The following is a 25,054-nucleotide window of genomic DNA, read 5'->3' on the forward strand; positions in this document are numbered from 1 at the left end:
CACGGGAACAGTGGCGATGAAATTCGACGGAGAAAAACTCACCTTCAGTGATGACATTGAAATCCTCTCTTCCAGAGAGCCAGAAAGGTACATTCTTGGCTATCCTGAATTTTACTATGGATACAAACCCCGGGAAAGCCATGCGGCAGATGGGACAAAATTACCTTTATCACTATCTTCTGTAAAGTCTTTCACCGTTGAACTTTCCTTCGAAATAGATCATAAGCCTTCTCTTCCGTTGAATTTTGCCATGGAGACCTGGCTCACAAGAAAGAAATACCAGACGGAGGCTTCCATCGGAGATGTGGAGATCATGGTATGGTTCTATTTCAACGAACTTACACCAGGTGGAAAAAAAGTGGGAGAGTACACCGTTCCGTTCGAACTTAACGGAGAACAAAAACGCGGAATCTGGGAGCTCTGGCATGCTGAGTGGAACTGGGATTATCTCGCTTTCCGACTGAAAGATCCTGCGAGAAAGGGAAGAGTGAGATTCAACGTGAAAAATTTTCTCGATGTTGCAGGGGAGTATCTTTCAGGGTCCACACGTGTGAAGGATTTTGATGATCTGTATTTCACCGTCTGGGAAATCGGTACCGAATTTGAAAGTCCAGACACAAAGGAAGTAAGATTCAATTGGGTATTTGAAAACTTCTTGCTGGGGGTGGAAAAATGAAGTGGGCGGTTCTTCTTTTGGTTATCTGCTCTGTAGCTCTTTTTGCTTCTGAAGTGGTAACGCTTGGTGGAGAAGGTGTACTCTTCCAATCTGCAGACATCAAATTCAACGGGCTACCACTGACAATGGAAACCAACCTCTGGAACGTCAAGTCCTATGAAGGTCAAATAACACTCACGTTCGATGGACAGAAAGTGGAATTCTCCGCAGACATGAGTAATATCGTTCTTCAAAATCCGGACAGCTGGGTACACGGTTATCCGGAAGTTTACTACGGTTACAAACCCTGGGCCGGTCACAACAGTGGAGAAAATCGCCTTCCCATCAAAGTAAAAGATCTACCCGATTTTTATGTAACATTGGATTACAACGTCTGGTACGAGAACAACCTACCAATAAATCTGGCTATGGAAACCTGGATAACCAAAGATCCCACTCAAACGAGTGTGACTTCCGGTGACGCAGAAATAATGGTCTGGCTCTACAACAACATCCTGATGCCTGGTGGTGACAAAGTAGATGAGTTCACTACGGAAGTTGAGATAAACGGAGAAGTCAAACAGACAACCTGGGAAGTCTATTATGCACCCTGGGGATGGGACTACGTCGCATTCAGAATCACCGAACCTCTGCAGCAGGGAAAGGTTAAACTGAACGTCAAAGACTTCGTTGATAAGACCAAGGAGATAATAGAAAAGCATGGTCGTATTGAGAACTTTGATGAAATGTACCTCTGCGACTGGGAGATAGGAACAGAATTTGGAGACCCAAATACCACAAATGCGAAGTTTGGATGGACGTTCAACGAGCTTATAATTGAATGGTAATAATGAAAAGGAAAAAGACTGAAGAGGGAGGTTCACCTCCCTCTTTTTTGCTGAGTAAAACTGTTTAGATGTTTGTGATAGAATACCTGTGGAGGTGACCAACATGAAAATCCTTCTCATTAATCCATACAGCGGCGGGTATTACTATAGACTCGGGGCGGTTTATCCTCCCCTCGGTCTCATGTACATTTGCTCTGTTCTCAAAGAGAAAGGGCACAGCGTGAATCTTGTGGATATGAACGTGGAGAAGTTCGAGTGGGAAGGTTTCAATTTCAAAGAGTACGATGTGGTAGGAATATCTGTCGATACGGTGCGGTTCCCTATAGCGGAAAAGATTGCAAGAAGGGCAAAGGCTTACGGTACCACGGTAGTAATGGGAGGTCCTCACGCAACGGCTTTCTACAAAGCAATTCTTCAGGAAGGCTTGTGTGATTATGTAGTACTCGGGGAGGGAGAAAGTGCTTTTTCAGATCTTGTAGAAAGTATCGCGAACGGGGAAAAATATCCTCACATACCCGGTGTTGCCTACGTGAAAAACGGAGAAATTGTAATGCTACCTTCTCGATTCATAGAGAATCTGGATGATTTGCCCTTCCCTGACAGGGAGAAAGTTTACCTTTACAGGACAAGGTTCGCTGGCGAAAGAGCAACGAGTTTGATCACTTCAAGAGGTTGTCCCTTCAATTGCGAGTTCTGCAGTGCCTCGCAGTTCATGGGAAGAAGAATCAGATGGAGAAGCGTTGAGAACGTGATCGATGAGCTGAAGATCTTGAAGAAGATGGGATACGGCTCTGTGATCTTCTTCGATGACAACTTCACGATAAGTCCAAAGAGGGTTGTGAATCTGTGTGAAGAGATGTTGAGGAAGGATCTTCGTTTTAAATGGTGGGCGTTTTCGAGAGCGGACGAACTCCTAGGACGAGAAGATATGGTGGAGGCAATGTCAAAGGCGGGTTGCAAAATGTTGTTCATAGGTTTTGAGAGCGCAGATGACGAAGTGCTGGAGGAGTATGGAAAAAATCTGAAATCTGGTATAGCCTTCGATGTAGTGAGGCTTTTGAAGAAATATAAGATAGACGTGTTCGCCAGTTTCGTGATTGGAGCACTGAAAGACACGAAAAAAACCATAGAGAAAACTGTGAAATTTGCCAGAAAACTGAAAGCGTCCATCGTTCAGTTCTCGATTCTCACACCGTATCCTGGGACAGCTCTCTTTGAGAAGCTGAAGCATTTGATCGTGGAAAGGGACTGGAGGAAATTCGATGGAACCCATCTAGTGTTCAGGCATCCGAATTTCTCGCCGAAAGAGCTAAAAAAACTTTTCATAAGGGCTTACTACGCTGTATACACATCTCCAAGATTGATATTCAGGCGAGGTATACCATTTTTGATTCGCCTGCTCGCACACAAAGAAGCCTATTCCCTCTGAGGAAGACTGGAAATCCTCTTCTCTCCGAGACTCTTCATCACCATCTCTGTGAGCGAGCTCTGCTCTGCAGCGCATCTTGAGTACTCGTGAAGAAGCATTTCTCTGAACCACCTCTCCGCACTTGTTTCGGGGATCAGATCATATTTTGGAATGGAATCGTACATTTCTTTGAACAGCTTGTAAAACAGCTCGCTGACAAACTCCACACTGGCATCTTTTAAGTTTTTTATATTGGAAGAAACACCCAACACGTACATCTTTCCACCTCACATGATGATAAGTTCACCGAGAATGTAGCCGGATTTGTGAAGCACCTGAAGGATGGCGATGATGTCCTGAGGAGTGGCTCCTGCTGCCTTCAGGGCATTAACAAGATTGGCCACGGTCGCGTCCTTGTCTCCTATCTTTCCAGACGACACACTTATCGTGAAATTTCCATAGGAGATCACAAAATCTGATAGTCTCACATCCCCTCCGAAAAGGACGGTGCCGGTCCTTTCGTTGACCACTATCTTAGTGGGAAGATCCGGTTGCACTTCTATCTCTTCGATGAGAGAGAGGAACGTGATCAGATCATCCTGGAAAGCGCTTGGAACGGTCAATTTGATCGCCGAAGGATCGACGGCTTTTGCGAGGTCCATTTCGAACTTATCGTTTATTGCCTTTGCCACCCTTGCTGCAGTGGTGATATCGGGGGTTCTCAGTAGTATCGTCACACTGTCTCCTTCGAGCATGTCCGAAGGGATATCCCTTTCCACAATGGCACCCTCGGGAAGGTAACCAACTACTTTGTATCTTTTTTGAAGACTCGCTGAAAGCCTTACATCTTCACCACCGAGACTCACCGAACCCTGAGCCACAGCATAAACTTTTCCATCTGCCCCGTAGAGTGGTGTCTGTATGAGATATCCTCCAGCAAGGGATTTTGCATCGGCAATGGAAGCAACCACGCAGTCTATTCTCATGCCCTCTTTTGCAAAAGGAGGAATGTCAGCGAGCACCATCACAAGGGCGGTGTTTTTCGATTTCAGGTCTTCTTTTGGGACTTGAACTCCGAATTTTTTCATCATTTCGAGAAGAAGAGGAGAGTTCACGTTTCCAGAATCTCCCGTTCCGTTGAGTCCCACAACAAGACCGATCCCGAATAGCTGGTTGTCACGGGCTCCTCTGAAAAAAGCGATGTCTTTTATTCTTGTAGTGATCGAGAAAAGAGAGCTGAAAGTCAGTATAATGAGAACGAAGAAGAGGAGTTTTTTCATTTCTCATCACCTCATGTGAAGAGGCCTGCTAAGAACGAGAGTACTTTGCCGAATAAACTTTCCTTACCAGGTTCCTCGCTGAAGACCAGCTTCCCGTTCACCCATATTTCTGAATCCGCCAGTTTGGAAGAATCCACCTCGTTTCCTATTCCTATGTCGTCCGGTCTCACCTTTCCTTTTATGATGATCTCTTGGTAATCTTTATCAACCTTTATCGTCTTTCTTCCTTCCACCATCAGGTTACCGTAAGGATCAACATCAACGACCACTGCCGAAACCTTTGCCACTACCGAGGACTTCATTTCTCCTCCTCGCGTTCTCTGTGGTGAAGGATTGTTGTTTATTGGGATGAAATTACTGAGGTTGAAGTTAGCGGCCACGCTAACCACGTTCCCAAGAATGCTCAGAAGAGTCTTTTGGATCTCAAGGCTCTCCCTTTCTGAGGACACGTTGTTGTTCTCTCGAATCACTATGGTGACAATATCACCAACCTTTGAGGCCTTCCGAACGGAGAGAAGATTTTTGTACTCCGATTCCCCCGAGGAGTTCCATATAGAAAAAGGAAAGATCGTTGCTGCTAGAAAAAGTATCACGAAGCACCATACTCTCTTCATTCTGTCACCCCCAGGATTCTCAGGACAGGTCCTTTTTCAACTTTTCCAAAGACGTATTTCCTGCTTTCGATGTTCATTGCTTTCACCGTCTCTCCAAGATACCCGTTTTCCACCACTTCCACAAAAGTGGACACTTTTATGCTTCCAAGGTCCACGTACGCCGGTACGATTTGTCCTTTTATCACGTCGGGGGGATTTTCCAGCATGTTCCTTGTGAGAACAGCTCCCACCCTCAAATATCTTCTGGATACCATCCCCACCACTTCTGAAATATCGTAAAACGGTTCTCCGTTGATCTCAAAAATATCTCTTCTTTCTACGGTCACAAAATCTTCCTTTATCACGTCTCCCACGTTTATATTTCTCTTCAGGACCACTACATTCCTTTCCTTTCTGAGTACAACGTTCAAGGTCACATAAGAACCATCGGTGAATTTTAGAAAGACGTTGATCAGGTTTTTTGAAATTCTGGTAACTCTGACAGAGGAAAGATCCAAATCCTGCGGAAATTTCCCGAAGGTTTTCACAACAAACACCTCAAAATCTTTCGTGCCCACTTTTTTTTCGATTTCCTCGCACACAACCTTCCTGAGTTCGTCAGGACCCTTCACTGTTATTTTCACCTGGTCTGGGCCGACAAACTTGTACTCTGGGAATCTGATTGCTAGGAAATCTCTGGAGACAAGGTATTCAAAGCCCGGCAGGAGAACCATCAGACTTTTTTTTGAACCGACCTTTTCCACGGTGAGGTCGTTCAAGGAAAGAACTCCTGGCGTAGCCAGGAGCGTTTCCCTCAACATGAGAGTTTCAGAAAGGAGGAAGGAGGAAAAAAGTACCACCAGCATCAAGAAACAAACTTTCATAATTCATCATCTCTTCACATTGGTGGCGGTTCTCAGCATTTCATCGGCGGTCTGTATGACCCTCGAGTTGAATTCATACGCTCTCTGAGCGGTGATCATGTCCACCATTTCTCTGACAACGTCAACGTTGGACTTCTCCAGGAACCCCTGCTTTATGGCTCCAAAGCCATCCTGCCCTGGAACGCCTTCAATCGGATCACCCGAAGCGGGCGTGGCGATGTAGAGGTTGTCTCCTATAGATTTCAAACCGGATGGGTTCACAAACCTCACAAGTGTGATCGTTCCGAGCTGCTGTATGGTTCCATCCTGAAGCTCAGCCGAGACGATGCCATCTGGAGAAACGTTTATCGAGACAGCGTTCTCGGGGATGGTTATCTCCGGTACCAGAAGGAGCCCGTTCGAAGTGACGATTCTTCCCTCACTGTCCACTTTAAAACTTCCGTCTCTTGTGTAGGCAATCCTTCCATCCTGGAGTTGAATCTGAAAGAATCCGTCCCCAGCTATTGCCAGATCGAGGGCGTTACCAGTTTGCTCAAAGTTTCCGAGGGTGAATATTCGAGTCGTCGCCGCCGCTCTCACACCGTGCCCAACGTACAGTCCCGTTGGAAGAGTGGAAATAGCAACCGTGGGGGTTCCCGCGTTCTTCACGTACTGGTAGAGAAGATCCTGAAACTCTGCTCTTATCTTCTTGTAACCTGTCGTGTCAACGTTCGCAAGGTTGTTCGCTATAGTATCCAGTTTAAACTGTTGAGCAGACATCCCCGTGGCGGCAGAGTAGAGTGAGATCATCATATTCAAACACCTCCAGGTTACTTCAGACTGGCCAGAGAGTTGATGAGTTTTCCGTTCAATTCATCGTTGACAAGAACAGCTCTTTGAGAAACTTCGTAATGCCTCATCGCGGAGATCATGTCCACCATCGCCTTCAGAGCGTTCACATTTGATTTTTCTACATAACCCTGAAGAATCCTAAAGTTTCCAGAAGGTGTTGGATTTTCACCGATGAAGAGTGTGTTTCCAAACTTCTGAGGATTTTCCACAGTGTACACACCAATTCTGGTGATTACGTTCCCTTTCTCATCTCTTATGTAGCCTCCCTTATCAACGGTGAAGCCGTCGAAATACCTGATCCTTTCACCATTTTCATCGAGAAGGTATCCTCCGTAGTTTGTAACGATATATCCATCACTTCCCACTTCAAACTCCCCGTTTCTGGTGAAGTACTCTTGCCCGTTGTACTCCACCCTAAAGAAACCTTCACCGTCTATAGCAAGGTGATACGGTATCTTTGTCTCCTCGAGAGGTCCTTGGGAAAGGTCGCTCCTCACTTCGTCCAACACGACGGCGTATTCGAGGAGGCCGATCGGTACTTTTTTTACTTTCTTCTCGATAGGGTTTGGCTCCTGTCTGAACACTTCTCGCCTCAGGTAAGCTCTGAAGGCCTCTCTGTCTTGCTTGTAACCAACCGTGTCGACGTTTGCAAGGTCGTTGGCTATCCTGTTGAGCTTTGCCATGTCTACCAACATTCCCATGGCAGCGTTGTAGATGCCTCTTGTCACGAAAATCACCTCGCGAACGTTTCACAGACCGTTTTCAGTAATTTCTCATCTTCCAGAAGAACACCCGTTCCTCTCGCAACACATGTGATAGGGTCCTCTGCTACGATCGTTCTAACATGGATTTCATCGTAAATGGTTCTGTCAAGTCCTCTGAGAAGTGCTCCGCCTCCTGTGAGATGAATTCCGTTGTTTATAATGTCAGCTGAGAGCTCGGGAGGAGTTCTTTCGAGGACGTTCTTGATTTTCGTCAAGAGAGCAACCACGATGGGTTCAATGGCTTTCATCACGTCATCGGAATTGACCCGATCAGTTCTTGGAAGACCTGTTACCACGTCGCGCCCTTTTATTTCGACTTCGTAGTTTTCGAAAGCAGGGTGTGTTTTTCCGATCCTCTTTTTTATCTCTTCTGCCGTTGAATCCCCGATAACAAGACCGTATTTTTTTCGAATGAATTTCACAATAGCCTCATCCATGGCATCTCCCGCCATTCTCACCGATTCTCCAACAACCGTACCGCCAAGGCTGATCACGGCTATGTCTGTGGTTCCACCACCTATATCCACTACCATATTGCCCTCGGACGCCATGACATCTATCCCCGCACCTATCGCAGCCGCTATCGGTTCAGAAACGATGTGCACTCTTCGAGCTCCGGCGTTGAGACCTGCTTCGAAAACGGCTCTTTTTTCAACTTCGGTGATCTTCGTGGGAACCCCTATGATGAGGGAGGGCTTCATAAAGCTGAACCTTCCCACTATGCGTTTCAGGAAGCTTCGTATGATTGCTTCTATGGTTTTATAATCCGCTATTACACCGTCTTTCATTGGGCGGATGGCTTTCAAACCTTCGGGGGTCTTGCCAAGCATCCTTTTTGCTTCCTCACCAATGGCGACGATCTCACCTGTCTTCTCCGAGATCGCCACAACGGATGGTTCGTGTAGAACGATTCCTTCACCTCTTTTATAAACAATAATGGAAGCCGTTCCCAAGTCTATGCCGATGTCTCCCTTTGGCATTCCGAAAACCTCCTCGTCTTGATAGTTCTTTCTCCAGGTGGGGTGTTCCTAAAAAAAATCTGGTGTGCCTGGCGGGACTCGAACCCGCAACCTCTGGATCCGGAGTCCAGCGCTCTATCCGTTGAGCTACAGGCACACCAGTTTTCCTCTCTCCGACAGATGGTCTTTCAGCTTTTCACACTCTCTCCCTGAAATGATTAAATCGTACCTCTTCTCCGGGATGTTCCTCTCAACGAAGTATCCATTTTTGTAGAAGAAGTAGGCTAAAACCGGATCCTTTGTTACCACATCCGTTTCTTTTGAATCCAGCCTCAAAGAAGGATCGGGAAGCTCGTACAACAACACTCTCTTATCTGAAATGTCATCCAGTAGAAGATCCACCTTCTTTCTCCTGTCTACAACCTTCGTACATCTGGATGGATTTTCAACAAAGGACTGAAAGATGAGAGCAGCACTCACCGCGTCGTCCCTCTTCGATATCTTGCTTGCAATTCTTGTTGTGAGTCTTTCGTCACATAAATAGATCTCGTACTTCTTCGAGAACAAAAGAACAACTTCGATCGTCTTGAACGTCTGTTGGGAGAAACGACCGCTCATCGACAGAGGAAGACCAAAGACTATTTTATCAGGATTTAGTCTCTCCACGAACTTCCTGAGTTCCCTGGTTGGTACGACCACGCTATCTCGGGGAAGAACTTCTCCAAAAGCCACACCGCATTTCCTTTCACCGTAATCTATTGCAACAATCACCTTATCACCCTGTCCTTGAAGAAGGAAAACAGATCTTTCAGATCTTTCGTGAGGACAAAGGCAGTATCCTCGAAAACCTTCCTTTCAAGATCCCCCTCTAGCACCCTCCACGGGATTTCTCCCGAATTCATCTTTTCAATCAGATCCATGTATACATCCTTCAGTGTCTTCCCCGTTATTCCGTAGTCATTTTCGAGGATCTTTTCCAATTCTATCCTGTCTTTCGCCTTCGCGGCTGTACAAGCTATTTCCTCCAGTTTATCAGGACTGGGGAACAACTTCTCCAGTTCAGCTCGACGCCTTTTCATATCCTGTAGTGAATAGCACAGATTGATAACGGCTCTTCTTCTTAGAAGATCCACAATTTCGTAGATGCTGAGCGGGAAATCGTAGAAGATGATGTCCCCCTTGATAAAAGTGGGTAGGCCGTCGGTGTTACTTGTGAGAATAGCCTTCCGAACAGATCCGCTCTCTATCAACCCCACAACCTTTACCTTCTTCTCCAGATCCATGCTGGCGTAGTAAACAACCACCCTTTTCCCCAGTTTCGTGTAGATATCCGGAATCAACCTTTTTTCGGAGACCACTATCGAAAAACCGCTGGAATCTTTCAAAGCTGCGAGTTCGAATCGCCCTCTCTGATCTGAAAATAGAAATTCTTCCAACTCATCGGTTTTGAGATCCACAACTTCATATCCATTGACCTTCAAGAAGTCTTCCAGTTCCGGGCTTTTCATCGAGGAGATGAGGAGAAATTTCTCGGGATGCCTTTCCAGAAGATTCAGAAACTTTTGAACCTGGCTGTTGTTGCTGTAGGTCACAAAATCCTGGAATTCGTTCACGACGAATACGTCGAAGTCGTTCAGGGGAAGATGCCTCAGGAAACCCACCACGGTGAAGACAATGATCTCGTTTTCTAATCCCCTGGTGAACGCTGAATTCACGTACCCTGGTGCTTTGGAAGAGCTGTACCTGGCCAGACAGCCCGAGACATTCTGTGCCGAAGCGTTTGTCAGGGAGACAACACCAAACCTTCCTCCAGTTTCTTCTTTCACTGAAAGGAGAAACTTAGTTTTGGAGGGGTATGGGATTCTGATGAGCAGTTTTTTCTCTTTTGCTTTCCTCAGAAGAGAACCCACTTCTCTACTCTTCACGCGGAAAATGGGCTTCACATCCAGCGAAACGAGATAGTAAGACAAACCACTCCCCATGGGTCTCAGGTTGACGACAACGCTGCCTTTTGTGGGAGTAACGGGAAGGGCAGAGAACGAATTTGACAAACTCTTAAAGTTGTACCCGATCACCTCCAGTCTCTTTTCTCCGTCTCTCAAGTGAAGAAAAACATTACTGTTATCCTCGCCGAAGAAGTGAATCTTCTCTATAAGCAGGTCACTGAGCAAGAGCACCGGCTCAGGATTTCCCTGGCCAAACGGCATGAGAAGATTCATGTCCTCGACGAATCGATCATCGATGTCATCGATGCTTGCTTCGGCATCCACCAGTACTTTCTCATCCTTCAACTCCAGAGCAACGTTTTTTATGTACTCTCTGAAGGCTTCCAGCTGCTCTTTTCGAAGAGAAAATCCCGCAGCGGAGGAGTGCCCTCCTATTTCGTCGAATATCTCCAGAATATCGCTGGAGAAGGTATTCATGATGTCGTATCCGTTGTAACTTCTTATGGAACCTTTGGCGTAGTCGTCACTCAACGAGACGACCGCCACGGGCTTTTCGTACCGATTGGCCAGCTTTGCTGCCACGATACCTATAACTCCCACATGCCAATTTTCCCCAGCAACCACTATGATGGGATCTTTCCACAGATCGTTCGCCTCGATCATTTCAACGGCCTCTTTGAATATCTGCCTTTCGATTCTCCGTCGTTCGTTGTTCAGCTCCATCAATCTTTCCACAACGCTTTCGACCTTAGTAGGATCTTTCATCGTCAGCAGTACGAACGCATCCGTTGCACTTCCCATACGACCTGCCGCATTGAGACGAGGAGCTATTTTGTAGCTGATATCATGCGATGTGAGTCTTTTCAAACCCAGCTTCTCCAGAAGCTTTCTCAGCCCCATTCGTCTTGTTTTCACAAGCTGTTCTACGCCTTTTTTCACGAAATACCTGTTCTCGTCGAGCAAAGATACCATATCTGCAACTGTTCCAAGCGCCACCAGTTCCAGATACTTTTCAACGTTGGGGCATTTCAACGTTTGAGCAAGAGCCTGTACGAGTTTGTAGGTCACACCCACGCCGGCAAGATCCCTGAAAGGATAATTCTCCCCTGGTACTTTTGGATTCACGATAGCGTCAGCAGGTGGAATGTCCCCGTTCACTTCATGATGATCAGTCACAATCACTTTCATGCCAAGCCTTTTTGCCAGATCAATGGATTCAACGGCAGTGATGCCACAATCGACTGTTATTAGACAAGAAACTCCCATCTCCTTGAAAGAGAGAATGTTCTCCTTTTGAATACCGTAGCCTTCTTCGATACGATGGGGAATGTAGACATCCACCTTCCAGCCGTTTTCTTCGAGAAACTCCTTCAACACGACGGCTGATGTTATTCCATCCACGTCGTAATCCCCGTGGATCAGAACGAAATAGCCTTCGGAGCGAGCCTCAAGGAGGGTTTCAACAGCTTTTTCCATGTCTTTGAAAAGGAAAGGATCATGCTGGCAGGTTTCATCTACAAACAAAAAAGACCTGGCGGACTCCTCTGTGTCGATACCCCTGTTCACCAGAATCCTCGCAGTTATTTCACTCAGTCCAAAGCGCTGTGAAATTCTTTCCACAGCATGCTTATCAGGTTGTGAAAGCTCCCACTTTTTCATCCTCCATGGTCTCCTTTTCTTTTTTAATAATTTTACCACATCTTCAAGTGATACAATTTCAGTTGAAAGGTGGTGATAGAGGTGTTCAAGAAGGTTTCAAGAGATCCGATACATTCGGAAATATACTTGTATCCTCTGGAAATCCTCGTGGCTGATACAAAGATTGTTCAAAGATTGAGATTTCTATCCCAACTTGCGGGGGCGACAATGGTGTACCCGGGAGCAACGCACACGAGGTTTGCGCACTCTTTGGGAACAATGCACATAGCGGGCATGTACGCTAGAAACCTATTCGATGACCACAGTCGAATCAGGTTGATACGTCTGGCTGCCCTTCTACACGATGTGGGTCATGGTCCTTTCAGCCATCAATTCGATGATGTGGTCTTCAAAAAGTACGGCTACAAAGATGGGCACGATGAGTTCAGAGATAGACTTGTTCTTGAAAAGCTCCCGGAGGAGATGAAAAGGGTTTTCAATACCTACAACTCGAGATTGAAGCGTGCGGTAGAAGAGGATGTGGTGAAGACCGTGGGTGACCTTCCCCTTGAAGAAGCGTTCCAAGAGATTGCAAAAAGAGTCGTGGATGTGTTCAGGGGAGAAGAAACGGGAAGTGTTGATTTCAACGTTATACAGGGACCGTTGGGTGCAGACAGGCTCGATTTCCTCTTGAGGGATTCGTACCACAGCGGTGTTGGACATTTCGCTCCGATGAACGTAGACAGAGTGCTGAGGAACTCTCTCGTCAAGATGAGGGATGGAAAGGAGATCCTGTGTTACCATGTGAAAGTAGTGGACAACATCTATTCTATCCTTTTCAGCAGGTTCATGATGTATAAGAATGTGTATTTTCACAAAACATCCCGTGCAGCAGATCTCATGATTCAGGAGATGCTCTCACACGCCTGTGAGATTCTCGACCTGGAAGAGCGATTGAAGAACTTGGATGAATTTCTGGAGTTGACGGATTATTCCATTCTCAAGGAACTGGAGATGAAAGGCGACGAGAGAGTTAAAAAACTCATAGATAGGTTCAAAAATCGAGACCTATGGAAAATGGTTGTTGAACGCCCGTTTTCCACCGAGGGCTTTGATCCATCCGAGCTGAGTCTTTCAGCGGCGAAGAATCTGATCGACAAGATCGTTGAAAACATTCGTAGCGTTTTAGAAAATGGCGGCGTGGAAGACACAGACAGAGAGATCCTCGTTGATATCTGTGAGAGGAAGAACGATTACTTCAGAATCGATACTCCCTACAAACTCACCATCTTTCATCCGGACGAATTCCTGCAAAACAACGTGTTCCTTTACGATCCAAGATCCGATGAGGTGCTCACCGTGGATGAATACGTGAAGAAATATCCTGCCTACAAGCTTATGGTGAGCAACATGATACAGATCGTTAGAATATATGTAACGGAGGATGTGCGCGAGATTCTGTACAAATACAAGGTCATACCAGAAGATGGAAGAAAGGCGGTCACGAGATGGTGAACGTGAGGAAATTGTTGTTGTTTTTCCTGGACACGGGCTTGACCCTCTTTTCCGGTGTGGTGGCGCTATTTGCAAGGTTCGGTTTCAACTTTCAGGAAATGTTCCGTTACGATGAGTCGGTGTTCGTATACACGCTCATCTCGATGGTTGTTTACGTGCTGAACGGAAACTACTCCGTCGTGTGGGAGTACGCCAACGCGAGGGATTTTCTTCTGTTGATAAGGGGAAGCACCGTATCGTATATTTCCACTCTTGCTTTCTTCTACTTCTACCGCGATGTGGTCCTTCCTCGCTCCGTCGGTTTTGCCACCTTCCTTGGCTCAATGATTCTCATAGTTCTGAGCAGGATCACCTGGCAGTGGTTGACGTTGAACCGAAAAGGACGACCCACAGAGAAGAGGATCATGATTGTTGGAGCAGGTGACGCGGGAGTTTCTATCCTGGAAGAATTCGAAAAACATCCCCACCTTGGAAAGGTCGTCGCCTTCATGGACGACTCGCCACGGAAGGTAGGAAGAAGAGTGAGAGGGATCCCTGTCTTCGGCCCTATCGACAAAACGATGGAATACGCTGAAAAACTCGGTGTGGATGAAATAATTGTGGCCATTCCATCTGCCACAAGACAACAAATGGAACGCATCCTTGAAAACATAGATCTGAAAAGAGTCAGAGTGAAAACCCTTCCGAGCATCAGAGAGCTGATGGAGGAACGGGTGAGACTCTCGCACTTAAAGGAGATATCGATAGAAGACCTTCTCGGGAGGGAAGAGATAAGGATCGACGTGCGTGGAATAGAGAATCTTTTGAAAGGGAAAAGAATACTCGTGACGGGTGCCGGGGGGAGTATAGGATCTGAACTCTGCAAACAGATATCGAAGATGAATCCTGAAGAACTTATCCTCCTAGGGCATGGTGAAAACAGCATATATTTGATAGACGAATTTCTCAGCGAAAATTTCCCGAATCTGAAAAAGAAAAGGGTGATAGTGGACGTTGCCAGCGAGAATCTTATGGAACTCTGGATGGCGAAGCTGAAACCGGATATCGTCTTCCATGTGGCTGCTCACAAACACGTGCCTTTGATGGAGGAAAATCCGCTGGAAGCCTTCCGAGTGAACATCCTTGGGACGATCAACTTGGTGGAGCTTTCTAAAAGGGTGAGGGTGAAGCACTTTGTCTTCATTTCTACTGACAAGGCAGTGAACCCCACTTCTGTAATGGGCCTCACAAAGAGGATCTCGGAGCTCTACATTATGGCACAGGATGCGGGTGAAACGAAATTTTCGATTGTGAGATTCGGAAACGTCCTGGGAAGTCGAGGCAGTGTAGTGGAGAAGTTCAAGCGTCAGATAGAAAAAGGTGGACCGGTGACCGTAACCGATCCGCGGATGAAGAGGTACTTCATGTCCATACCGGAGGCAGTCTCCCTCATCCTTCAATCCATACTGTATTCGTCGGGCAAAGATCTTTTCATCCTCGATATGGGGGAGCAGATATCCATCGTGAAACTCGCGGAAACGATGATCATGCTCTCGGGGTTCGTGCCCCACCAAGACATAAAGATAGTCTACACCGGTGTCAGGCCAGGAGAGAAGATGTGCGAAGAACTCACCTACCCCTACGAAAAGAAGGAACCCACTCTGCACCCCAAGATATTCAGAGTGAAGCCTGACCTTTTCCCTTCCGGGGAAACGATTCACAGGGCAGTTCTCTCCATGAAACAGGCCTTTGAGAGGAAGGACACAAAGGCTCTTCTTTCTGAAATGATAAAACTCGTTCCGGAGGCAAAATTGAATGCTGGAGTTTCTGACTAGTTTCCTGTGGACCTGCGTGCTGGCCTTTCTGGGGAAAAGAACGGGTTTTCTCGACCATCCCTCTTTCAGAAAAACGCACAGAAGAGCTGTTCCTCCAGTTGGGGGTATTGCCATCTTTCTAACGCTTCTAATGTTTGAGAAAGACAATCCGATTTTTCCCTACTCGGTTCCCATGTTCATCCTTGGCCTTTTGGACGATTTGTTCGATCTGTCATACAGGTTGAAACTCATCGTTACCGTCCTTGTTTCACTGTGGTTTGTGGCCTCGACTTCAACCGACACCTTCATCTTCGGATTGAAAGTCCATTCTACTTTCCTTCTCATCTGGTTCGTTGGTATGATGAATGCTTTCAATGTGATAGACGGCCTGGACGGATTACTGGGGGGAATCTCCATTGTTTCTTCATTTTTGATAGGTGAGGAGGGCCTGGCTTTTTCCCTTCTTGGTTTTCTTCCCATGAATCTTCCACCAGCAAGGGTCTTCCTTGGAAACAGCGGTGCTTTTTTCCTTGGTGCTTTCCTTTCCATGTCAACCGTGAGGTTCTTTCGTGGAGACATGGGATTTGCCACCCTCTTCCTCGGCCTTCCTTTCTACGAGATAGTCTTCAGTTTTTTGAGGCGGGTGATTTCTGGAAGGAATCCCTTTTCAGCTGACGAGTTTCACACCCACCACGTGTTCAGCAGAGGTCTTGGGAAATGGCATGCGCTCATCGTATTGGTGGCATTTTCTTCTTTCTTTAATCTCCTTGGTTTAACCGAGAAGTTCCATGTCTTCTTCCTTTTCCTGATCGCCTGTGGTGTTCTCTTTCTCTCCTACGGCATGTTTCAAGGCAGCGATCGCAACTTCAATTTGTGAATCATCTGGCCTTGCTGTGGTCAGGTGTTGAAGAAGATACCCTGGAAGATAGAGGATCTTCACCCAGCCCCTTCCGTTGAGAAATGCAGCAACCTTCAAGAGCTCATAGGAAACTCCCGCAGCGATGGGAAGTAAAATCAGCCTCGACAGAATCCTTGTCCAGGTGGAAAGGCTCACCACACTTCCAAAGATACTGAGGAGAACGACAGCTACGATTAAGAATATCATGAGAAAGTTGGTCCCACATCTTGGATGTATGGTGGAGTATTTCTTTACACTCTCCACGGATAAATTTTCACCATGTTCGTACGCGTGAATGGTCATGTGTTCTGCTCCATGAAATTGAAACACCCGTTTCACATCCCGGAACAGAGAGATGATCCACACGTAGAGAAGGAAGAGACCCACCCTGATGAAACCTTCCACGATAGAGTAAAGAAACTCTCCTTTCTTTTCCACCAGAAAGTTAGTCAGAAGAATGGGAACGGCAACAAAAAGCCCAACCGCGAGTCCTATCGCCAGCAGCAAGGAGAAGAGTTTTTCACTGCTTTTCATCTGTTCGCCGGAGGAGATCTCTGAGGAGAGGTTGAGGGCCTTTATTCCAAAGTAAAGGGAGATGAACAGCGAGTAAAAACCCCTTATGAAGGGAATTCTTGACCACTTCGGAAAATTCACGACTCCCAGATCTTTGACTTCGATCTCTCCGTCTGCTTTTCTGACGGCTAAAGATACCTTTCTGGCTATTATGAGGACACCCTCGATGACTGCCTGGCCTCCAACCCTCACTTTATCCACTCCCTTCGTGGTCTCCAGCTTCAATAATACACCAAATGTTATAACATTCTGGCCAACCTCCTGTTTTATTCTATTCCATAGTATAATTGTTTTGGTGGTGAGGATCATGATAGGTGAGCATCCATACGTGAAGTGGGCAATAAGGGTGATAGAGAATTACGTGAAATATGGAAAGATCATAGAACCTGATGAGCTGGTTCCGAAGGAGCTTCTCGAAAGAAGAGCAGGTGCTTTTGTGACCCTCCACAGAGTGGATGGATCGTTGAGAGGCTGTATTGGAACATATCTTCCCACAAAGCCGAACCTTGCCCTTGAGATAAGAGACAACGCCATTGCGGCGGCCACGCAGGATCCTCGCTTTCCTCCGGTCACCCCTGACGAGCTGGGTAAGATCGTAGTCCACGTGGACATACTGAGTTCTCCTGAACGCATCAAGGATATCTCGGTTTTGGATCCAAAGAAGTATGGTGTGATCGTTGCGAAGGGTTGGAAGAAGGGGTTACTTCTTCCGGACATAGAAGGTGTTGACACTGTAGAAGAACAGCTTCGAATAGCAAAACTGAAGGCAGGCATCCCAGAATGGGACAGGGATGTGGAGATATACAGGTTCACCGTCGAACGCTATAAATGAGGAGGTTGGGAAATGGAGAGGATGGCCATACACTTCGAACCCCTCGAAGGTAAAAAGGTGAAATGTCTCCTGTGCCCGCACGAATGTGTTCTCGATGAGGGGCAAACGGGACTGTGTGGAGCAAGAAGGAACAAAGATGGTTTCCTGGTGAGTCTGAACTACGGGGAAGTAACGGCTATTGCCATGGATCCGATTGAGAAAAAACCCCTCTTTCATTTCAACCCTGGTGAGCAGATCTTCTCTGTCGGAACGTTTGGATGTAATTTCAAATGTGGGTTCTGTCAAAACTGGGAAATCTCCCAGGCGAGACCCGAGACCAAGAAAGTAACTCCTGAACAACTCGTGAAGATAGCCCTGATGAACCGGGAGTCAAAGGGAATTGCTTTCACATACAACGAACCACTCATCTGGTTTGAGTTCGTACTGGATACTTCTCGAGTAGCTGTGAAGGAAGGAATGTACTGTGTGCTGGTAACGAACGGTTTTATAAACGAGGAACCGCTAGAACTTCTGTTCCAATCTGTGCACGCTATGAACATAGACCTGAAGGGATTCAACAGAGAGTTTTATAAAGAAATCGGTGGGGACCTCGACGTGGTTCTCAGAAACATCGAAAAGGTGTACAGTGCAGGGATCCATGTAGAGCTGACAACCCTCATAATCCCTGGGAAAAACGACGATAGAGAGGATCTGAAAAGAGAATTCAAATGGATCGCCAGTTTGGACAGAGACATTCCCCTTCATATAAGTCGCTACTTTCCAAACTACAAGTACACCATTCCTCCAATGCCCCTTGAGGAACTCGTGGAGATATACGAGATGGCAAAGGAGTATCTCAACTTCGTCTACCTGGGTAATGTTTGGGACGAAAGGTATGAGAGTACTTTCTGTCCAGATTGCGGGAATCTTGTGATCAGAAGGCAGGGATACGAGGTAGAAAAAGTGGGACTGGACGAAGAAGGGAAGTGCAAGAAATGTGGCCGTCAGATAGCAACAATCATCGGGTAACCAGGAGAAACGTTATAATCTTTTCCATCCTTCTTTTTGGAACCCTCGGGACTTTTCTCACCTTCCTTCTTCTTCGTGGGGGTGAGCAGTACTATGAACTCAGAGGATTCGCACTTGGAACAAGTATACGCATCGTGGTCTCTTCCAGGAAGATAAACCCTAAAACTATTGCTGAAGCCATCCTAGAAGACATGAAGAGAATCACCCACAAGTTTTCCACAATCGATGAGAGAAGCGTGGTAAAGAGGATCAATGATCATCCTGGAGAGTGGGTGGAGGTCGATGAAGAGACCTACAGTTTGATAAAGGCAGCCTATGCGTTTGCTGAGCTTACAGAAGGAGCATTCGATCCCACAGTGGAAAAGCTTTTGGAGATATGGGGATTCACAGGAAACTATGAGGACCTCAGAGTTCCCTCGAGTGATGAGATAGAAAAAACCTTGAAATCTGTTGGATACCGTAATATACTTCTCGACAATGAACACATGCGAGTGATGGTGAAAAATGGTTCGAAGATAGATTTAGGGGGAATAGCGAAGGGTTATGCCTTAGATCGTGCAAGACAGATAGCCCTCTCGTTCGACGAAAATGCAACAGGGTTCGTTGAAGCAGGAGGAGACATCCGAATCATTGGGCCAAAGTTTGGAAAATACCCATGGGTTATAGGTGTGAAGAACCCGAGAGGTGACGATGTTATAGACTACATATATTTGAGATCCGGAGCGGTGGCGACCTCTGGTGATTACGAGAGATATTTCATAAAAGATGGTGTCAGATACCATCACATCATGGATCCATCGACGGGATATCCTGTCCGAGGGGTGTGGAGCGTAACCATCATTGCAGAAGACGCAACAACAGCGGATGCACTCTCCACAGCTGGATTTGTGATGGCTGGAAGGGACTGGAGAAAAGTGGTCCTGGACTTCCCGCGAATGGGGGCACACCCTTTGATAGTTCTAGAAGGTGGAAAGATCGAGAAATCTGAGACTTTCAAGCTATTCGAAAGAGAGTGAAAGAATGAGGAAGTTCTTCGAAAAGAGAGACCTTCTCATTTTTCTACTGATACTGTCCGCCTTTGGGCTTTCGCTCATCCTTCCCAAAGGAAATGGAGAGAAGATTGTCATTGAAGGAAGGAATTTCAGGAAAGTTCTGGAGAAACCGGGGGTCTACGACATCACAGAAAACGGAAGATTCCTCATGAGGGTGGAGTTCAACGGGAAGAAAGTCAGGGTAGTTGAATCCACGTGTCCTCTGAAGATCTGTGTGAAAACAGGCTGGGTTGGGCCTGGCGGAATCATAGTGTGTGTGCCAAACGAGGTGATAATATACTTCGAAGGAAAAATGGATTACGATACAGAAACGTGGTGAGGAAAATAGCGCTCCTTTCTATTCTGACCGCCTTTTCTTCTATTCTATACGCGGTGGAGAATTTTCTGCCGTTTCCGGTACCTTTTGGAAGGTGGGGGTTTTCAAACTCCGTGGTTCTTCTGGTGGCATCGGAAATAGGTCTTCTGGATGCGCTGATCGTCTCTTCGGCCAAGAGTATAATAGGTTCACTCTTCGGTGGCCGGTTTCTTTCTCCCTCCTTTCTGACGGGTTTCTTTGGGGCGATTTCTGCTGCCATCGTTGAAACGCTTCTTGCAAAGCTTGGGTTCGGATATCTCGGGTTGAGTTTTGCCGGATCGTTCGCGAACAACCTCGTTCAGCTGATCGTGATATCGTTGTTGCTGGGAAACACGAAGACTTTCTTGTTGCTCACCGTCATGGTGGGACTCGGATTGATCTCCGCCAGCGCCAACGCCTTCATCGCCAGCAAAATGGGAGGGATCCTGTTTGAAAATTATTCTAGCTTCTTCTTCGCCGAGGAGAAAAGAGTTGATGAAACTCTTGGGAATAGAGTTTGAAGTTAAGCATCCTGAGGTTGAAGAAAACATCTCTGGAGATCCGGTTGAAGTGGTAAGGAAGCTTTCTCTACGGAAAGCAACATACGTTTTCCAAAGGGAAAAATCTGAAAATGTTCTGGTCATTGGATCAGATACAGTAGTTGTGCTGGGTAGAGAGATTCTGGGGAAACCCAGAACAACAAAGGAGGCAAAAGAGTTCCTCAGAAAGCTGTCTGGAAGATGGCATGTAGTATACACCGGCGTTGCGTTCGTGTCTGATTCTGCAGAAGACATCTTCGTTTCTTCCACGAGGGTGAAGTTCAGAGATCCCCCAGACGAAGTGATAGACTACTACGTCGAAAATTACCGACCTCTCGATAAAGCGGGAGGGTACGGCATACAGGATTTTGCTGCCGTCTTCGTTGAAAAAGTAGAAGGGGATTTTTTCACGGTCATGGGTTTTCCAGTGGGACTTGTCTGGCAGTACCTTTACGAGAAGGGCTGGTGGAAAGTTGCTTCCAAGAGAAAGGTTGATAAAAGCAGGACCTGAAGCTCTTTCGAACGAGGAACTCATCGCCATTCTTTTGAGAACCGGAAAGAGAGGAAAGCACGTTCTCGAACTTTCTCAGGAGCTTTTTGGAAAGTTCGACAACTCACTGGTAAAACTGACGAACGCGAGTGTGGAGGAAATTGCCGCTGTCGATGGTGTGGGAATCGTGAAGGCGGTCACGTTGAAAGCCGCTCTTGAACTTGGAAAAAGGCTCCACAAAGAACTTGAGCAGGTTCCAGAGAAACTCGATTCTTCCAGCAAAGTTTATAGGTACTGTCAAGACATGATCTATCTCGAGAAAGAAGTTGTGAAGGTGATATGTCTCGATGGAAAATTGAACGTTGTATCTGAATCTGTTATCACGATAGGAACCTCCGACAGGAGTCTGGTACATCCACGGGATGTCTTTCGAATAGCGATCAGATCAAACGCTTCCGGAGTTATCGTGGTTCACAATCATCCCACCGGTGATCCCACACCCAGCAAAGAGGACAGAGCGGTTACAAAGAATCTGAAGAGAGCCGGCGAGATCCTGGGGATAAAGCTCGTGGATCATGTGATAATCTCAAAGAGGGGATACTTCAGTTTCAGAGAGGAGGGGGAGATTTGATAAGTAGAGAGGATGCCCTTGTCCTGTTGAGAGAACACGTCAAGACGAAAAATCTGATAAAACACTGTCTGGCGACGGAAGCGGTGATGAGAGCCCTTGCAAAGGAGTTCGGCGAAGACGAAGAAAAGTGGGGAATGGCAGGTTTGTTGCACGATCTAGATTACGACTACACCAAGGACGATCCAAACGAACACGGTCTGAAAACCCTGGAAATTTTGAAGGGAGAGGACGTTCCCGAGGACGTTCTCAACGCGATCCTTGCACACTGTGGAAAAAAAGAACCTGAGACTTTGATGGAGAAAGCACTTTACGCGGTGGATCCAACGACAGGTTTCATTGTGGCGGCAGCTCTTATCAGACCAGAGAAAAAACTGGAAGTGCTCGATGTGGACTTTTTGATGAGGAGGTTCAAGGAGAAGGCCTTTGCAAGAGGAGCCAACAGGGATCAGATCAGATCTTGTGAAGGGTTCGGTCTGTCCTTGGAAAGGTTCCTGGAAATAGCTCTCAACGCAATGAAGTCCATCGCTTCCGACCTTGGATTGTGAGGTGGTTTCAATGCTGGAATACGAGATCGAAAGGGCAATAGTGAGATACAGAGAATCTTACGAGCTCAAACCGTTCAGAGAAAGTGTTTCTCTCGAGGACGTGAGAAAAGCGATAGAGCACACAAACCTGCGGCCCTTTGCCACACCCGATGACATAGTAAAACTCTGTCAGGAAGCAAAAGACAAGAGGTTCTACGGGGTGTGCGTCAACCCCTGCTATGTTCCAGTCGCGAGGAAAGAACTCTCGGAAACCGATATAAAAATTGTTACCGTCGTCGGATTTCCCTTGGGCGCAAATGAAAGCAGAACGAAAGTTCAGGAAGCCACCTTCGCCGTTGAAAGTGGAGCCGATGAGGTTGATATGGTGCTGAACATCGGTATGTTGAAGACCGGAGAATGGGAATATGTCTACGAGGATATCAGGGGTGTTGTGGAAGCTGTACGTGGAAAAATTGTCAAGGTGATACTGGAAACGTGCTATCTCGAACTGGAAGAAAAGATAGCAGCGTGTGTTATCTCCAAACTTGCGGGTGCCCATTACGTGAAAACTTCGACCGGATTTGGCCCAAAGGGAGCAACCTTGGAAGATGTTCATCTCATGAAATGGATTGTTGGAGGAGGAATGAGGGTAAAGGCTGCAGGTGGTATCAGAACTTACGAAGATGCCGTCAAGATGATGATGTACGGTGCGGACAAGATAGGTACGAGTTCTGGTCACAAAATAGTACTGGAGGGGGAAGAAAGGCATGGAAATTGAGCGTCTCTCACTGGAAGAGTTCTGTAAAAGAGTTGCCGAGAGGAAGCCCACTCCCGGTGGGGGAGCCGTTGGTTCCGTTGTGGGAGCCTTGGCTTGCGCCCTTGCCGAGATGGTTGCGAACTTCACCAGGAAGAAAAAAGGATACGAGGATATTGAACCGGAGATGGAAAGAATCATGGAAGCAATGGAAGGTGCAAGAGAAAAACTCTTTTCTCTTGCAAAAAAAGACATAGAAGCTTTTGAGAGGGTGATGAAGTCTTACAAAGAATCGAAGGAAGAACTTCAGGACGCCCTCAAAGAAGCTGCGTCTGTCCCCATGGATGTTATAAGGATCATGAGAGATCTTGGACACGAACTTGAAAAACTCGCCGAGTTTGGAAACAAAAACCTGGCTTCTGACGTGTTGAACGCCATGGATCTCTGTCGTGCGGTGTTTCTGGTTGAAAAGGTGAACGCCTTGGTTAATCTAAAGAGTGTAGAGGATGAAGAATTCAAAAACGAGATGCTGAAAGAGCTTGACGAACAGGAAAAACAGGTGGAAGGCAGTTACAAAAGAGTGAGAGAGTTTTTGGAGGGAATCGTGTGGAGTTCGAGGTAAAGAAAACTCTCGGAAAAGCAAGAACAGGCATTCTGAAATTACCGCACGGAGTCGTGAAGACTCCCGTTTTCATGCCTGTGGGAACAAACGCCAACGTGAAGCTCCTCACACCCTGTAGTTTGGAGGAAGCAGGAGCGGAGATCATACTGTCGAACACGTTTCATCTCATGCTCAAACCAGGAGTCGAGATCATAAAATTGCACAATGGGCTTCACAATTTCATGGGTTGGAAAAGACCGATTCTCACAGACAGTGGTGGATTTCAGGTGTTCAGTTTACCAAAACTCAGGATAGATGATGAAGGTGTGACATTCAAATCACCAATAGATGGATCTAAAGTTTTCCTCAGCCCGGAGCTCTCGATGGAAGTTCAAATTGCCCTGGGTTCAGATATCTGTATGGCCTTCGATCACTGCCCCCCTTCGAATGCAAGCTATGAGGAGGTAAAAGAAGCAACTGATCGTACCTACAGGTGGGCTTTGAGATCCAAAGAGGCTTTCAGAACGAAAAATCAGGCACTCTTCGGCATCGTTCAAGGAGGGGTGTATCCCAATCTGAGGAGAAAGAGTGCCATTCAGATAACGTCGATTGGATTCGACGGGTACGCGATAGGAGGTCTCAGCATAGGAGAGGACAGAGCTCTGACTCTGGACATGACGGAGATAACCATGGAACACCTTCCTGAAGACAAGCCCCGCTACTTCATGGGAGGAGGTTCTCCTGAACTCATTCTCGAACTTGTCGATCGCGGTGTCGATATGTTCGACAGCGTCTTTCCAACAAGAATTGCCCGCCATGGAACCGCCCTCACCTGGAAGGGAAGGTTGAATCTGAAGGCATCCTACAACAGAAGATCGCTCGAACCTGTGGATGAGCAATGTGGATGTTATACTTGTAAAAACTTCACTCGTTCTTATATACATCATCTGATAGATCGTGGAGAGATTCTGGGACAGATCCTGCTCACTCTCCACAACGTGAGTTTCATGATCTCTTTCATGTGCGAAGTGAGGCGTTCCATAGAGGACGGAACCTTCAGAGACTTCAAAAGCAAAATGATCGATGTTTATTCATCGGGGGGTGTTAACGTATGAAAAAGGTCCTTTTTCTCTTTTTGATCGTGTCAAGCATGCTGGCGGCCTCTCAGCTGGAAATTTTTTCTTCTTCGGGTGAATGGGCTTTCTTCGAAAATCCTGCGAGGGTGTTCTTCCTCAGCGAACAGGGTCTCATGGGTTCTTACGATGTTCTATCGAACAGTGGAGAATCTTTGGGGACATTTTTGATCGGGTTGTTTCAATCGCCCACGTCGAATATAGCCGGTGTTTTGCTCTTGAAAAGGAGCACACTGAAAAGCACCGAGTACACCACTTCGATCGAGTACGATATAGCGTTCTCTCCGGAAGAAAACGTAACGGTCGGGGCAGGAGCTTCTTTCATCATGGACCAGGATGAAAGGAAAAAACTTGATCTTCATGGAGGTGTTTTCGGGTATCTCCTGAAGGATGTTGGCTATTCTGTGAGTGTAAGAAATTTCACGCTGTGGAGCCAAGAGGGAAGCTACATGGGAGGAGAGTACACGCTGAAGCTCTTTTACGACTCGTCCAAGAAGAACAGGTTCTCCTACTGTCTTCAGTTCGACCAGGAGGTGTTGGAAAACAGGATAGATTTCGTGATCGGCAAAGA

28 protein-coding genes and 1 tRNA gene are annotated in these 25,054 nt (G+C 46.7%); 18 read left to right on the plus strand and 11 right to left on the minus strand.

Annotation, left to right across the window (positions count from 1 at the left end):
* The 3 genes from J7K79_RS03075 to J7K79_RS03085 form a co-directional block, all read left to right on the plus strand.
* Positions 1–676: endoglucanase (locus J7K79_RS03075; protein ID WP_296905062.1), on the plus strand; the 676-nt coding region annotated here is incomplete at its 5' end.
* Positions 673–1,503 (plus strand): endoglucanase, encoded by an 831-nt coding sequence (locus J7K79_RS03080; RefSeq protein WP_296905064.1) that lies wholly within the window; start codon positions 673–675, stop codon positions 1,501–1,503. The genes J7K79_RS03075 and J7K79_RS03080, both read left to right, overlap by 4 nt.
* 103 nt (positions 1,504–1,606) lie before the next feature.
* The gene (locus tag J7K79_RS03085) at positions 1,607–2,932 is read left to right on the plus strand and encodes a radical SAM protein (RefSeq protein WP_296905066.1); all 1,326 of its coding nucleotides are present in this window, start codon (positions 1,607–1,609) and stop codon (positions 2,930–2,932) included.
* Here J7K79_RS03085 and J7K79_RS03090 read toward each other — a convergent pair.
* From J7K79_RS03090 to recJ, 10 genes are all read right to left on the minus strand, one after another.
* Positions 2,920–3,189 carry a rod-binding protein gene (locus tag J7K79_RS03090; RefSeq protein WP_296905068.1) on the minus strand — a complete coding sequence of 90 codons (270 nt, stop codon included), beginning with the start codon at positions 3,187–3,189 and terminating at the stop codon, positions 2,920–2,922. The genes J7K79_RS03085 and J7K79_RS03090 overlap by 13 nt on opposite strands.
* Before the next feature lie 9 nt (positions 3,190–3,198).
* A complete protein-coding gene (locus J7K79_RS03095; RefSeq protein WP_296905070.1) occupies positions 3,199–4,191 on the minus strand; it encodes a flagellar basal body P-ring protein FlgI in 993 nt (330 codons plus the stop codon).
* Positions 4,192–4,202: 11 nt separating this feature from the next.
* Complete coding sequence (locus J7K79_RS03100) at positions 4,203–4,805, minus strand: flagellar basal body L-ring protein FlgH (RefSeq protein ID WP_296905072.1); 603 nt, start codon at positions 4,803–4,805, stop codon at positions 4,203–4,205.
* Positions 4,802–5,668, minus strand: a complete 867-nt coding sequence (flgA, locus tag J7K79_RS03105) for a flagellar basal body P-ring formation chaperone FlgA (protein WP_296905074.1) — start codon at positions 5,666–5,668, stop codon at positions 4,802–4,804. Before flgA ends, J7K79_RS03100 begins: the two co-directional genes overlap by 4 nt.
* A gap of 6 nt (positions 5,669–5,674) precedes the next feature.
* Complete coding sequence (flgG, locus tag J7K79_RS03110) at positions 5,675–6,460, minus strand: flagellar basal-body rod protein FlgG (RefSeq protein ID WP_296905076.1); 786 nt, start codon at positions 6,458–6,460, stop codon at positions 5,675–5,677.
* Positions 6,461–6,477: 17 nt separating this feature from the next.
* Positions 6,478–7,227, minus strand: a complete 750-nt coding sequence (locus J7K79_RS03115) for a flagellar hook-basal body protein (protein ID WP_296905078.1) — start codon at positions 7,225–7,227, stop codon at positions 6,478–6,480.
* Between the two features lie 5 nt (positions 7,228–7,232).
* A complete protein-coding gene (locus J7K79_RS03120; RefSeq protein ID WP_296905081.1) occupies positions 7,233–8,243 on the minus strand; it encodes a rod shape-determining protein in 1,011 nt (336 codons plus the stop codon).
* A 60-nt stretch (positions 8,244–8,303) separates the two neighbouring features.
* Positions 8,304–8,379, minus strand: a tRNA-Arg gene (locus J7K79_RS03125).
* The gene (locus J7K79_RS03130) at positions 8,370–8,993 is read right to left on the minus strand and encodes a RuvX/YqgF family protein (RefSeq protein ID WP_296905083.1); all 624 of its coding nucleotides are present in this window, start codon (positions 8,991–8,993) and stop codon (positions 8,370–8,372) included. The genes J7K79_RS03125 and J7K79_RS03130 overlap by 10 nt, the downstream gene beginning before the upstream one ends.
* On the minus strand, positions 8,990–11,827 hold the full coding sequence (gene recJ / locus J7K79_RS03135) for a single-stranded-DNA-specific exonuclease RecJ (RefSeq protein WP_296905085.1): 2,838 nt from the start codon (positions 11,825–11,827) through the stop codon (positions 8,990–8,992). Before recJ ends, J7K79_RS03130 begins: the two co-directional genes overlap by 4 nt.
* An 81-nt stretch (positions 11,828–11,908) precedes the next feature.
* Between recJ and J7K79_RS03140 the strand changes: the two genes are divergently transcribed.
* The 3 genes from J7K79_RS03140 to J7K79_RS03150 are packed head-to-tail and all read left to right on the plus strand — an operon-like array spanning position 11,909 to position 15,991.
* Positions 11,909–13,321: an HD domain-containing protein gene (locus tag J7K79_RS03140; protein ID WP_296905087.1), complete on the plus strand. Its 1,413-nt coding sequence runs from the start codon at positions 11,909–11,911 to the stop codon at positions 13,319–13,321.
* Positions 13,315–15,135, plus strand: a complete 1,821-nt coding sequence (locus J7K79_RS03145) for a nucleoside-diphosphate sugar epimerase/dehydratase (RefSeq protein ID WP_296905089.1) — start codon at positions 13,315–13,317, stop codon at positions 15,133–15,135. Before J7K79_RS03140 ends, J7K79_RS03145 begins: the two co-directional genes overlap by 7 nt.
* Positions 15,116–15,991, plus strand: coding sequence for a glycosyltransferase family 4 protein (locus J7K79_RS03150; RefSeq protein ID WP_296905091.1), 876 nt, complete (start codon positions 15,116–15,118; stop codon positions 15,989–15,991). Before J7K79_RS03145 ends, J7K79_RS03150 begins: the two co-directional genes overlap by 20 nt.
* On the opposite strand, the gene J7K79_RS03155 is transcribed toward J7K79_RS03150, so the two are convergent.
* Complete coding sequence (locus J7K79_RS03155; protein ID WP_296905118.1) at positions 15,887–16,777, minus strand: DUF1385 domain-containing protein; 891 nt, start codon at positions 16,775–16,777, stop codon at positions 15,887–15,889. The genes J7K79_RS03150 and J7K79_RS03155 overlap by 105 nt on opposite strands.
* 115 nt (positions 16,778–16,892) lie before the next feature.
* Here J7K79_RS03155 and amrA point away from each other — a divergent pair, with 115 nt between their 5' ends.
* The 12 genes from amrA to J7K79_RS03215 form a co-directional block, all read left to right on the plus strand.
* A complete protein-coding gene (amrA, locus tag J7K79_RS03160; protein ID WP_296905092.1) occupies positions 16,893–17,417 on the plus strand; it encodes an AmmeMemoRadiSam system protein A in 525 nt (174 codons plus the stop codon).
* Positions 17,418–17,429: 12 nt separating this feature from the next.
* Positions 17,430–18,425: an AmmeMemoRadiSam system radical SAM enzyme gene (amrS, locus tag J7K79_RS03165; RefSeq protein ID WP_296905095.1), complete on the plus strand. Its 996-nt coding sequence runs from the start codon at positions 17,430–17,432 to the stop codon at positions 18,423–18,425.
* The gene (locus J7K79_RS03170) at positions 18,392–19,441 is read left to right on the plus strand and encodes an FAD:protein FMN transferase (RefSeq protein WP_296905097.1); all 1,050 of its coding nucleotides are present in this window, start codon (positions 18,392–18,394) and stop codon (positions 19,439–19,441) included. The genes amrS and J7K79_RS03170 overlap by 34 nt, the downstream gene beginning before the upstream one ends.
* A gap of 4 nt (positions 19,442–19,445) precedes the next feature.
* Positions 19,446–19,796, plus strand: coding sequence for a NusG domain II-containing protein (locus tag J7K79_RS03175; RefSeq protein ID WP_296905099.1), 351 nt, complete (start codon positions 19,446–19,448; stop codon positions 19,794–19,796).
* Positions 19,793–20,332: a Gx transporter family protein gene (locus tag J7K79_RS03180; RefSeq protein WP_296905101.1), complete on the plus strand. Its 540-nt coding sequence runs from the start codon at positions 19,793–19,795 to the stop codon at positions 20,330–20,332. The genes J7K79_RS03175 and J7K79_RS03180 overlap by 4 nt, the downstream gene beginning before the upstream one ends.
* Entirely contained in the window at positions 20,262–20,861 is a 600-nt protein-coding gene (locus J7K79_RS03185) for a Maf family nucleotide pyrophosphatase (protein ID WP_296905103.1), read from the plus strand. The genes J7K79_RS03180 and J7K79_RS03185 overlap by 71 nt, the downstream gene beginning before the upstream one ends.
* On the plus strand, positions 20,824–21,471 hold the full coding sequence (gene radC, locus J7K79_RS03190; RefSeq protein WP_296905105.1) for a DNA repair protein RadC: 648 nt from the start codon (positions 20,824–20,826) through the stop codon (positions 21,469–21,471). Before J7K79_RS03185 ends, radC begins: the two co-directional genes overlap by 38 nt.
* A complete protein-coding gene (locus tag J7K79_RS03195) occupies positions 21,468–22,016 on the plus strand; it encodes an HD domain-containing protein (RefSeq protein WP_296905108.1) in 549 nt (182 codons plus the stop codon). The genes radC and J7K79_RS03195 overlap by 4 nt, the downstream gene beginning before the upstream one ends.
* Before the next feature lie 10 nt (positions 22,017–22,026).
* Positions 22,027–22,773, plus strand: coding sequence for a deoxyribose-phosphate aldolase (gene deoC / locus J7K79_RS03200; RefSeq protein ID WP_296905110.1), 747 nt, complete (start codon positions 22,027–22,029; stop codon positions 22,771–22,773).
* Positions 22,763–23,371 (plus strand): cyclodeaminase/cyclohydrolase family protein, encoded by a 609-nt coding sequence (locus tag J7K79_RS03205; RefSeq protein WP_296905112.1) that lies wholly within the window; start codon positions 22,763–22,765, stop codon positions 23,369–23,371. The genes deoC and J7K79_RS03205 overlap by 11 nt, the downstream gene beginning before the upstream one ends.
* A complete protein-coding gene (tgt, locus tag J7K79_RS03210; protein ID WP_296905114.1) occupies positions 23,356–24,465 on the plus strand; it encodes a tRNA guanosine(34) transglycosylase Tgt in 1,110 nt (369 codons plus the stop codon). Before J7K79_RS03205 ends, tgt begins: the two co-directional genes overlap by 16 nt.
* A partial coding sequence (locus J7K79_RS03215) for a hypothetical protein (protein ID WP_296905116.1) occupies positions 24,462–25,054 on the plus strand: 593 nt, incomplete at its 3' end. The genes tgt and J7K79_RS03215, both read left to right, overlap by 4 nt.

It is taken from the genome of Thermotoga sp. (assembly GCF_021162145.1).
In the GTDB taxonomy this organism is placed as follows: Bacteria; Thermotogota; Thermotogae; order Thermotogales; family Thermotogaceae; genus Thermotoga.

Bases quoted from the DNA above. Each gene is read 5' to 3' on its own strand.
- J7K79_RS03080 (WP_296905064.1), top strand. From the start codon at position 673: ATGAAGTGGGCGGTTCTTCTTTTGGTTATCTGCTCTGTAGCTCTTTTT.
- J7K79_RS03085 (WP_296905066.1), top strand. From the start codon at position 1,607: ATGAAAATCCTTCTCATTAATCCATACAGCGGCGGGTATTACTATAGA.
- J7K79_RS03090 (WP_296905068.1), bottom strand. From the start codon at position 3,189: ATGTACGTGTTGGGTGTTTCTTCCAATATAAAAAACTTAAAAGATGCC.
- J7K79_RS03095 (WP_296905070.1), bottom strand. From the start codon at position 4,191: ATGAAAAAACTCCTCTTCTTCGTTCTCATTATACTGACTTTCAGCTCT.
- J7K79_RS03100 (WP_296905072.1), bottom strand. From the start codon at position 4,805: ATGAAGAGAGTATGGTGCTTCGTGATACTTTTTCTAGCAGCAACGATC.
- flgA (WP_296905074.1), bottom strand. From the start codon at position 5,668: ATGAAAGTTTGTTTCTTGATGCTGGTGGTACTTTTTTCCTCCTTCCTC.
- flgG (WP_296905076.1), bottom strand. From the start codon at position 6,460: ATGATGATCTCACTCTACTCTGCCGCCACGGGGATGTCTGCTCAACAG.
- J7K79_RS03120 (WP_296905081.1), bottom strand. From the start codon at position 8,243: ATGCCAAAGGGAGACATCGGCATAGACTTGGGAACGGCTTCCATTATT.
- recJ (WP_296905085.1), bottom strand. From the start codon at position 11,827: ATGAAAAAGTGGGAGCTTTCACAACCTGATAAGCATGCTGTGGAAAGA.
- J7K79_RS03145 (WP_296905089.1), top strand. From the start codon at position 13,315: ATGGTGAACGTGAGGAAATTGTTGTTGTTTTTCCTGGACACGGGCTTG.
- J7K79_RS03150 (WP_296905091.1), top strand. From the start codon at position 15,116: ATGCTGGAGTTTCTGACTAGTTTCCTGTGGACCTGCGTGCTGGCCTTT.
- amrA (WP_296905092.1), top strand. From the start codon at position 16,893: ATGATAGGTGAGCATCCATACGTGAAGTGGGCAATAAGGGTGATAGAG.
- amrS (WP_296905095.1), top strand. From the start codon at position 17,430: ATGGAGAGGATGGCCATACACTTCGAACCCCTCGAAGGTAAAAAGGTG.
- J7K79_RS03170 (WP_296905097.1), top strand. From the start codon at position 18,392: ATGTGGCCGTCAGATAGCAACAATCATCGGGTAACCAGGAGAAACGTT.
- J7K79_RS03175 (WP_296905099.1), top strand. From the start codon at position 19,446: ATGAGGAAGTTCTTCGAAAAGAGAGACCTTCTCATTTTTCTACTGATA.
- deoC (WP_296905110.1), top strand. From the start codon at position 22,027: ATGCTGGAATACGAGATCGAAAGGGCAATAGTGAGATACAGAGAATCT.
- J7K79_RS03205 (WP_296905112.1), top strand. From the start codon at position 22,763: ATGGAAATTGAGCGTCTCTCACTGGAAGAGTTCTGTAAAAGAGTTGCC.